8 protein-coding genes and 1 pseudogene are annotated in these 9,438 nt (G+C 66.7%); 7 read left to right on the top strand and 2 right to left on the bottom strand.

Annotated features, from left to right (window positions below; genetic code table 11):
- Window positions 1-96 precede the first annotated feature (96 nt).
- The 5 genes from JZ791_RS42370 (at window position 97) to JZ791_RS42350 (ending at window position 5,724) form a co-directional block, all read left to right on the top strand.
- Window positions 97-540: a GyrI-like domain-containing protein gene (locus JZ791_RS42370; RefSeq protein ID WP_216903330.1), complete on the top strand. Its 444-nt coding sequence runs from the start codon at window positions 97-99 to the stop codon at window positions 538-540.
- Complete coding sequence (locus JZ791_RS42365; RefSeq protein WP_216903328.1) at window positions 537-974, top strand: effector binding domain-containing protein; 438 nt, start codon at window positions 537-539, stop codon at window positions 972-974. The genes JZ791_RS42370 and JZ791_RS42365 overlap by 4 nt, the downstream gene beginning before the upstream one ends.
- A gap of 520 nt (window positions 975-1,494) precedes the next feature.
- Window positions 1,495-3,333, top strand: a complete 1,839-nt coding sequence (locus JZ791_RS42360; protein WP_308163466.1) for a putative bifunctional diguanylate cyclase/phosphodiesterase — start codon at window positions 1,495-1,497, stop codon at window positions 3,331-3,333.
- Window positions 3,334-3,637: 304 nt separating this feature from the next.
- The gene (locus tag JZ791_RS42355) at window positions 3,638-4,771 is read left to right on the top strand and encodes a glycosyltransferase (RefSeq protein ID WP_216903326.1); all 1,134 of its coding nucleotides are present in this window, start codon (window positions 3,638-3,640) and stop codon (window positions 4,769-4,771) included.
- 86 nt (window positions 4,772-4,857) lie between these two features.
- Window positions 4,858-5,724 (top strand): SDR family oxidoreductase, encoded by an 867-nt coding sequence (locus tag JZ791_RS42350; protein ID WP_308163465.1) that lies wholly within the window; start codon window positions 4,858-4,860, stop codon window positions 5,722-5,724.
- A 468-nt stretch (window positions 5,725-6,192) separates the two neighbouring features.
- Here JZ791_RS42350 and soxR read toward each other — a convergent pair whose 3' ends face one another.
- Complete coding sequence (soxR, locus tag JZ791_RS42345) at window positions 6,193-6,714, bottom strand: redox-sensitive transcriptional activator SoxR (RefSeq protein ID WP_216903323.1); 522 nt, start codon at window positions 6,712-6,714, stop codon at window positions 6,193-6,195.
- Window positions 6,715-6,896: 182 nt separating this feature from the next.
- Here soxR and JZ791_RS42340 point away from each other — a divergent pair, with 182 nt between their 5' ends.
- Both JZ791_RS42340 and JZ791_RS42335 read left to right on the top strand, forming a co-directional pair.
- A complete protein-coding gene (locus tag JZ791_RS42340; RefSeq protein ID WP_216903321.1) occupies window positions 6,897-8,126 on the top strand; it encodes an arginine deiminase in 1,230 nt (409 codons plus the stop codon).
- Window positions 8,127-8,133: 7 nt separating this feature from the next.
- A complete protein-coding gene (locus JZ791_RS42335) occupies window positions 8,134-8,553 on the top strand; it encodes a GntR family transcriptional regulator (RefSeq protein ID WP_216903319.1) in 420 nt (139 codons plus the stop codon).
- Here JZ791_RS42335 and JZ791_RS42330 read toward each other — a convergent pair.
- Window positions 8,497-9,438: pseudogene (locus JZ791_RS42330) on the bottom strand (dolichyl-phosphate-mannose--protein mannosyltransferase); the annotation flags it as partial. The gene JZ791_RS42335 and the pseudogene JZ791_RS42330 overlap by 57 nt on opposite strands.

Here is a 9,438-nt window from a genome sequence, read left to right as displayed (position 1 = left end):
GGGTGGGGGGTCGTGTCGTGCATGTCTCACGGTGGGGGTTGATAACATGACGGTCCTGGCAGGGGGCGGTATGGACACTTCGAGAGAGTTTGGTCGATGCAGTTTGAGATCGTCGAGCGGGACGAGACGTGGGTCGCCGGGCTGCCCGTGCGTAGCCCGAAGCGCGCGCTCGGAGAACTGCGGGATCGCGATCTGGAATCCGCGTGGGGCACTGTCCTGCATCAGGAGCTCGGCGGGTCGCTGGCCTGCGCGTACACCGACTACGCGGCGGATCTGGGCACGTTCAACACGCAGATCGTGGGCTATGAGTGCAGTTCGTTCGATCAGGTGACCCGCGGTCATATCGTGGCGCGGCTGCCCAGGGGGCCGTATGCGCGGTTCTCCTCGGTCGGCAACTTCCCGCAGATCATGACGGATCTGTGGACCCAGATCGCCTACGCCGAGGAACATAATCAGATCAAACGCACCCATACCGGGGATTTCGAGTGCTATCCGCACGCGTACAAGATCGACCTGTATCTGGCGGTCGAGCTGCGATGAGTTATTCGATCGTTGTGCGTGAACAGGCGATCTACGGCGGCCTGGTGGTACCGCGGGTGCGGCCGAGCTTCAAGGTCAGCAACAGCGAGCTGATCGAATTCCTGCGTGACCGGCTGCGTGACCGCGACCCGGAGCCGGGCCGTCCGCTCTACACGGTGTACGTGCCTGATCCGGCCGGCAATTACAACGTGCTGGTCAGCTACGACTATCGGGCCGCGGACTCGGTCCCGCTCGGTGACGTGCTGATTCAGGTGCCCAAGGGCGTGTACGCCCGGTTCGAGCCCAACGGCGACTACCACGACCCGGTCGAGGACGTCTGGGCCCAGGTCGACGACGCGACGGTGTCGGCCGAGATCACCCGCGCCTACCGCGAGGAGATCGAGATCTGGCGCGGTCCGGCCGAGCTCGAGTTGTACATCGCAATCCTCGTGTAACGGCCCTGGTAGGACCCTCCAGGGTGCCCTGCGCGATAGCTGCTGGATAACCATTCTCGAACCAACCAGTCTTTCCATTCCGGTTCGTTGTCGAAGTCACCGTCTTGACCAGGGCGAATTTCGGACCATCCGCTCAGGTTTCGGAAGATTTGCCGGACATCTGGTCAATTCCTGCCGGATGACGGATACTGCCTTAGCGACCAACCCCGAACTCGACCACGATGCGGCGGGCACGGGGCGGGCCTGACAGTAGGCGCGCATGGCCGCGCAGCAACGGAGTAGGAACCTGATGACTGTCGAAGCGAGCGCGACCAACCCGGTGGTGAGGGCCGACATGCAGGCGCGGAGCGATTGTCCCGAAGTTCGCCGATACACTAGCGTCACTTCGGGGCAGGTTCCTGGACCTACAGGAGGTGCCTGTGCATGAGACCATGGCGTTGGTGCGCACGGTGCTGGTTATAGGTTCGGCGCAGCTGACGCGATCGGAGATAAGGTGCCTCGGCGGACACTCGACTCACTGGTGACACAGGTCGCCTCCGAGTTGATGGGCATCGACGCCACGACGGTGGTGGCGGCGACCGAACGCGTGCTGGCGAGCCTGGTCGAGCACTTCGACGTCGATTTCTGCTATCTGCGGCGCACCGATCGGGACGAACGCGCCAGCATCCTGGTCGCCGAATGGCCGCGCCGGCTCGAGATCGCCGATCCGGACCCGCTCGGCACCATCTACTTCGAGCACGCCGACTCCGCGTTCAAGATCGTCGAACACGCCGTCGAGCCGCTGATCATCCGGCCGGGCCAGTCGTTCGCGGATTACCGCGAGTTCGTGCGCCGCGAGACCGGCACCGACGAGGTGACCTCCGCCGCGGTACCGCTGCTCTCGCGCGGTAAGCCGATCGGCCTGCTGGGCTTCGTCAAACACGGCGACCGCGAGTGGAGCACCAGGGAACTCAACGTGCTCAAGGCCATCGCCTCCCTGTTCGCGCAGTTGCAGGCGCGGATCGAGGCCGAGGAGCGGCTGCGCTACATCGCCATGCACGACGACCTGACCGGGCTGGCCAACCGCCGAGCGCTGCTCGACTATATGGAACAGCGCCTGGAACCCGGTAATCCCGGTCCGGTGGCGGCGTTCTTCGTGGATCTGGATCGGCTCAAGGCGCTCAACGACTTCCTCGGGCATACCGCCGGGGACAATTTCATCCAGACGCTGTCCTCGCGGCTGCGCGACCACCTGGATCCGGCCGATATGATCGCCCGCCTCGGCGGGGACGAATTCGTGATCGTCCCGGCCAAGCCGATGGACGCGGTGGAGGCCGAACTCGAGGGCGCTCGACTACAGCAGCTGATCGCCCGTCGCATCACCGTGGGTGAGGAGTCGGTCAGCCGGGCCGCGAGCGTCGGTGTCGCGGTGGGCATTCCGGGCGAAATGACCGTCGCCGACGTGCTGCGGCGGGCCGATCACGCCCTACTATCGGCGAAGTCCGGCGGCGGCAACGGTGTCGCGGTGTTCACCGACGCGATGCGCGCCCAGTTCGAGTTGCAGGACGACGTCGAGCTGAACCTGCGCGGCGCGGTGTCCGACGGCTCGCTGCTGCTGCACTATCAGCCCGAGGTAGATCTGCGCACCGGCCGGATCGTGGCCCTGGAGGCCTTGGTGCGCTGGCAGCATCCCACGCGCGGACTGCTGCCGCCGGGCGCGTTCGTCGGCGTCGCCGAGGCGACGAACCTGGCGGGGGAACTCGGGCGCTGGGTGATCCGCACGGCCTGTGCGCAATTCGCGCAGTGGCGGCGGCAAGGCCTGGCCAACAACGTGGTGATCAGGATCAACGTTTCGCCGGTGCAACTGGTCAGTCTGGATTTCGTCGAATCCATCGAGGAGACCCTGCGCAGCAACGGCATCGACGGCAGTTCGGTCTGCCTGGAGATCACCGAACACGTCGTCGTGCAGGACCTGGCCCGCACACAGCTGACCCTGCGCGGGCTCAAGCGGATGGGCGTGCAGATCGCCATCGACGATTTCGGCACCGGATACAGTTCGCTGTCGCATCTGAAGGCGCTGCCGGTGGACGCGGTCAAGATCGACCGTGGTTTCGTGCAGCGGCTCGGTGTGAGCACCGACGATCTGGCCATCGTGAAATCCATTGTCGGGCTCGCCGGGTCGTTCGGCTTGGGCGTCGTCGGCGAGGGTGTGGAGACGGCGGTGGCCGCGCGCACCCTGGTCGGCCTGGGATGTTATCGGGCGCAGGGCTTCCTGATCGCCCGCCCGATCCCGGCAGAGGAGGTCGAGGTGCATCTGGCCGCCGGCCGGATCGCGCTGGATCTCGAATTGCCCAGGGTGTCCAGGGCTTCCAAGCGGTAGTCGCCGTGGCAGAGAACGGGTGGGTGCTGATCGAAACGCTCGGCCCGCACAGAGCCGGGTGTGTGCGGGCAGCTATGCCCGAGAGCGTGGTTTGCTGGGCGAGAGAACCGGTCTCCAGCTACATTCTTCGGCCTCGAGCGTCCGAAACCGGACGATCGGGGGCGGAAAATGTAGCGTCAGGCCGGGAGACACGCTATCGCCCACGGTGGACGTCACCGCCCCGCACTGTCCCGATGACCAGGCTTCCCTCGCCGTTCATGCGGCGTTGCCGAGCCGGGCTTGCATTGAATGCACCATCAGGCTCGTGCGCATCGTTCAGCTCGCCAATTTCTACGGGCCGCGATCGGGAGGACTTCGTACCGCGCTGCATCACCTGGGCGCGGGGTACGCGTCTGCCGGGAACGAGGTCGTGCTGATCGTGCCGGGGCGGCGACGGTCGGAGCAGGTGCTGCCCGGGGGAGTATTGCGAATCACGCTGCCCGCGTTGGCGATTCCCTGGACCGGCGGCTATCGGGCGGCGGACCCGCGGCGGGTGGCCGACGTGCTTGCCGGCCTTCGGCCCGATGTGCTGGAGGTGTCGGATCGGCTGACCTTGCGCGGCTTCGGTCGCTGGGCTCGAAAGCGCGATGTGGCCAGCGTGATGATCTCGCATGAGCGCTTGGACCGGCTGCTCGGCCAGATCCTGCCCGGACCGATGGCCCGTCGCGCCGCCGACGCGGCCAATCGGCGCACCGCCGCGGATTTCGACATGGTGGTGTGCACGACGGAATTCGCGCGTGCGGAATTCGCCCGGATCGAAGCGCCGAATGTGCAGTTGGTGCCGCTGGGCGTGGATCTCGAGACGTTCACGCCGCATCGGCGCGACGGCGTGCTGCGGGCGCAGTACGGCGCGGGTGAGAGTCCACTGCTGGTGCACTGTGGGCGGTTGTCGGTGGAAAAGCGGGTGGATCGCAGTATCGCGGCATTGGGCGCGCTGCGCCGCGACGGCGTGGACGCGCGGCTGGTCGTGGCCGGGGACGGGCCGCGCCGTGAGTCACTCGAACGACGCGCTCGCGGGCTTCCCCTGCTCTCGGACGGCCGTCCGGCCGTGCACTTCACCGGGTTCATCACCGATCGCACGCACCTGGCGACGCTGCTGGCCAGCGCGGACGTCTCGCTCGCCCCCGGGCCGCACGAGACCTTCGGGCTGGCCGCGCTCGAGGCTTTGGCCTCCGGCACTCCGGTGGTGGCCAGCCGGTCCTCGGCGCTGGCCGATATCGTGACCGCCGACTGCGGTGCCGTCGCGGCGAACGATCCGGCGGACTTCGCGCGGGCGGTGACCGACGTGCTGGTCCGGCCCACCGCGGATCGCCGCCGCGCGGCGCGCACTCGTGCCGAGCAGTTCACCTGGTCCGCGGCGGTTTCGGGGATGCTGAGCGTATTGGGCCGTCAGCACTGACCGTCCGGTTCCCCTCGAAATTCCGCGCACGACGTATGCTCCAGATCAGCACAAGCATTACAGCCACCGAGCATGCGAGGAATGGTGTGCCCGATCGCCTGAAGTCCGTCAGCGGCAAAAAAGTCCTGATCACCGGCGCGGCCAGCGGAATGGGCCGGGCCATGGCCCTGGCTGCGGCGCGTGCGGGCGCGGAAGTCGTGCTGACCGATGTCAACGCCGAGGGGCTCGCGGAGACCGTACTTGCCATCGGCGCGGCCGGCGGCAAGGTCCTGGCCTCGCAGGCCCTGGACGTCAGCGACTACGACGCGGTCACCGCTTTCGCCGAGGACGTGCACGACCGGCACGGCAGCCTCGACGTGGTGATGAACGTGGCCGGGGTGTCGGTCTGGGGCACGGTGGAGAATCTCGAGCACCGGCACTGGCGCTCCATGGTCGATGTCAACCTGATGGGCCCGATCCACATCATCGAGAATTTCCTGCCCCCGATGGTCGCGGCGGGGCGCGGCGGCGCGCTGGTGAACGTCTCATCGGCGGCGGGTCTGCTGGCCTTTCCCTGGCATGCGGCCTACAGCGCCTCCAAGTTCGGCCTGCGCGGGCTGTCGGAGGTGCTGCGCTTCGATCTGGAGCGACACGGGATCTCCGTGCACCTGGTCGTGCCGGGTGCGGTGGACACGCAGTTGGTGCGGACCGTGGAGATCGCCGGGGTGGATCGCGACGATCCTCGAATCCAGCGCTATTTCAAGCAGTTTCAGCGGCACGCCGTCGCACCGGAGAAGGTTGCCCAGACCATCCTGCGCGCCATCGAGCGCAACCGCTTCCTGGTGCACACCTCGTTCGATGTCCGCTTCGGCTACTGGTGGGCGCGAAAGTTCGCGTGGCCGTACGAGTTCGCGATGCGGCGGGCCAATGATGGGTTCAACGCCCTCTACCAGCGCGTCAGGCCGGAGTCGTAAACCGTCCTCGTACCCGCCCCTCTGTCGTCGCCCCGGCAGTCCCTGTCGTCGCCCGGCATGTCCTCGTCGTCGCCCCAGCTTGCCCGCATCGTCATCCCGGCATGCTGATCCGGAAATAGGTGCCACTGGGACAGGTGGTGCGGGTGAGACATTTCCAGCCGTCAACAGGCTCTCGCGCAGCGGGACACAGGCTTTTGGCCGGGATCCGCTGTGACTCGTCGCGTGTGTCAGGTGGATTCCCGCCAAAGCCTTGGTCCCCGCTGACGCGGGAGCTTGTCGAAGACCGAAAATCGGTGTGGTCGCTCGCCGACGCGCCCGGCTCCGCCTGGTGCTGACGTGCGCCCGATCGCGTTGATTTCGGATCAGCGCGCAGGTATGACGTAGTTGCCGTGCAGGGTGATGACGGAGCTGTCGTGTTGTTGTGCTGGAATGACGGAGTTGTTCAACCTTCGGTATCGACGGAGTTGTTCAACCTTCGGTGTCGGCCGGGTACGCACAGTCCGGTCCGCAGTCCTCGGATCCGTTGTCCCCGTTGAGATTAACGTCCAGCACCCGAGCCCCCGGACCCTCGTCGCCGAGGCGGTCGTGGAAGTTGACGATGCGGCAGCTGCCCAGGGACAGGCAGCCGCAGCCGATGCAACTGCTCACGCTGTCGCGCAGGCGGATCAGCTGTTCGATGCGCTGGTCCAAGTCCTGACGCCAGGTGGTCGACAGTCGTTCCCAATCCTTACGGTTCGGGGTACGTCCCTCGGGTAGGGTATCGAGTGCGGCGCGAATTTCGCTGAGCGGTATGCCGACTCGTTGCGAGATGCGGATGAACGCGACTCGCCGCAGGGTCTCGCGCGTATATCGGCGCTGATTGCCGCTGGTGCGTCTGCTGGCTATCAAGCCTTCGCGTTCGTAGAAGTGCAGCGCCGACACCGCGACCCCACTGCGTTCGGACAGTTGCCCGGGGGTGAGTTCTTTCGCATGCCAGTTGGTCTGCTGCATACCTCAACAATACTTCAGGTGCATGGGCGCGTAAGGCAGTTTGGCGGGGTTCTATAGGTTTTATTCGCGGTGCTGACGTTGTGCGGTCACGGCGGGAATTCGCGGCCGGGACGGTGTGAGGCGGCGGCCCGCGCCCAGCGAATTTCGTGCCAATGCCGCCCCGGACTATTACCGTCAGGACTATGGAATCACAGGCGCGTACGAGCCCGGCGCCGTTCTGCGTGACGTCCGAGGTCGGCGCCCTGCGCACCGTCCTGCTGCACCGGCCCGGAGACGAGCTGCGCCGGTTGACCCCGCGCAATAACGACCAGCTGCTGTTCGACGCGATTCCGTGGGTGGAGCGGGCCCAGCAGGAGCACGACACCTTCGTGGAGGTGCTACGCGGGCGCGGGGTCGAGGTGCTGTTGCTGTCGGACTTGCTCACCGAGACCCTCGCGGTCAGCGGCGCCGGGCGCAGCATGGGCATCACCGCCGCCGTGGACGCGCGGCGCATCGGCTATACCCTGGCCGAGGAGCTCAAATCGCATCTGCGCGGCGTGCCCGCGCCCGACCTGGCCCGCATCCTCATGGCGGGCATGACCTTCGACGAGCTCCCCATCGCCCCCGACGCCACATCGCTGGTGCGGCGCATGCACCATGGCACCGACTTCGTCATCGACCCGCTGCCGAATCTGCTGTTCACCCGCGATTCCTCGTTCTGGGTGGGCCGCAAGGTGGCCATCACCTCGCTGGCATTGCCGGCGCGAGCGCGGGAGACGTCCCTCACCGACCTCATCTACGCTTTCCACCCGCGTTTCCTTGGCGTGCGCCGAGCCTACGAATCGCATATCGCTCCGATGGAGGGCGGCGATGTGCTGCTGCTCGCGCCGGGTGTGGTGGCGATCGGTGTCGGCGAGCGCACGAGCCCGGCGGGCGCGGAAGCGTTGGCGCGCAGCCTGTTCGAGGACGATCTGGCGCATACTGTGCTGGTGGTGCCGATCGCGCAGAACCGGGCCACCATGCATCTGGACACGGTCTGCACGATGGTCGACGCCGATGCCGTGGTGATGTACGAGGCGGTGCGGGATTCATTGTGCGCCTTCACGATCGCGCGCCGCGACGACGGTTCGGTGGATATGAGCGGGCCCGAGCCGTTCCTGCCGGCCGCGGCCGATGCGATGGGCATCGGCAAACTGCGGGTCATCGACACGGGACTGGACGGTATTACCGCCGAGCGCGAACAGTGGGACGATGGTAATAACACATTGGCGCTCGCACCGGGGGTGGTCGTGGCCTACGAACGCAACGAGAACACGAACGCGCGCTTGGCCGACGCCGGTGTCGAGGTTCTGACCATTCCCGGATCCGAACTCGGTTCGGGCCGTGGCGGTCCGCGCTGCCTGTCGTGTCCCCTGGCCCGGGACGAGATGTGAGGGTCCGATGGACATCCCCGTCGACCACCATTCGGCGGTCCCCCCGTACGAGCAACTGCGCCAGGGGATCATCGCCCGGGTGCGCTCGGGCGAGCTGACCGCCGGAACCAAGATTCCCACCGTGCGGGCGCTGGCGGTGCAACTGGGCTTGGCGCCCAATACCGTCGCGCGCGCCTATCGGGAGCTGGAGCAGGACGGCGTGCTCGAGACTCGAGGCCGGCTCGGCTCGTTCATCGCCTCTTCCGGGGATCCGACCCAGGACGCGGCGGGCCGGGCGGCCACCGACTACGTCGCGATCGTGCGGCGGCTCGGCCTCGACGACGAGGCCGCCCTGCACTACATCCGCGCCGCGCTGGCCGAGTCCCAGGCCTCACCGCCAACTGGGCAGCCAGAGGTGGTTGTGCCAGCTGTCGACCGAGATGGGTAGCCCGGTCATGATCGGCCACAGCCAGATGAAGTTCGCGACGACCAGGCCTATGTAGAGGGTTACCAGCAGTAGCCCCAGGCTCTGGCGTTCGCTGGTCGGCAGGAGGTAGTTGCCGGCGCGTGCCAGGGGTGCGGGTCCGAGGATGTCGCCCAGGACCAGGGCGAACCCGATCACCATGAACGGGGCCATCGGCACCGCGTAGAAGTAGTACATCTGCCGATCCAAATCCAGGAACCACGGCAGCAGACCCGCCATATACCCCACCAGCATCGCGGCATACCGCCAATCGAACCGCGTCACCGTACGCCAGATCCCCCACCCCAACATCGGCAACGCCAACCACCACATCGCGGGCGTACCGATCAGCATGACTGCCTTGACGCACGCCGCCTGGCCGCAGCCGGTGACGCCGCTGTCGGCGTAGTAGTAGAGCATCGGCCGCAGGCCCATCGGCCACGACCAGGGCTTCGATTCCCAGGGATGGTGGTTGCCTGCCGAATTGGTCAGTCCCACATCGAATTTGAGCGATTCGCCCTGGTTGTGCCATAACGATCGCAGCGCATCGGGTATCCACGACCACGTCCCTCCGGCGCCGATGGCATTGCCGACCGAATACCGGTCGTACCCGTCCTCGCTGGCGAACCACATCCCCCACGACATCAGATACACCGCCAACGGGATTCCGACCAGCGCATAGAGGGCCGGACCCACATCGCGCACGACCGTGCCGACCCACGGCCGCGCCACCCCGTACGCCCGCCGCGCGGCCACATCGAAGAACACCGACAACAACCCGAACGCCACCACGTAATACAGGCCGTTCCACTTCACCCCCATCGCCAACCCGATCAACACCCCCGCACCGAAACGCCACCACCGCACCCC

It is taken from the genome of Nocardia alni, assembly GCF_019038435.1.
Taxonomy (GTDB): Bacteria; Actinomycetota; Actinomycetes; order Mycobacteriales; family Mycobacteriaceae; genus Nocardia; species Nocardia alni.
This window is presented reverse-complemented; position numbering and strand designations above follow the sequence as displayed.

Excerpts from the sequence above, each read along its gene's own strand:
- JZ791_RS42370 (WP_216903330.1), top strand. The coding sequence starts at position 97 with ATGCAGTTTGAGATCGTCGAGCGGGACGAGACGTGGGTCGCCGGGCTG.
- JZ791_RS42365 (WP_216903328.1), top strand. The coding sequence starts at position 537 with ATGAGTTATTCGATCGTTGTGCGTGAACAGGCGATCTACGGCGGCCTG.
- soxR (WP_216903323.1), bottom strand. The coding sequence starts at position 6,714 with ATGCAGCAGACCAACTGGCATGCGAAAGAACTCACCCCCGGGCAACTG.
- JZ791_RS42340 (WP_216903321.1), top strand. The coding sequence starts at position 6,897 with ATGGAATCACAGGCGCGTACGAGCCCGGCGCCGTTCTGCGTGACGTCC.
- JZ791_RS42335 (WP_216903319.1), top strand. The coding sequence starts at position 8,134 with ATGGACATCCCCGTCGACCACCATTCGGCGGTCCCCCCGTACGAGCAA.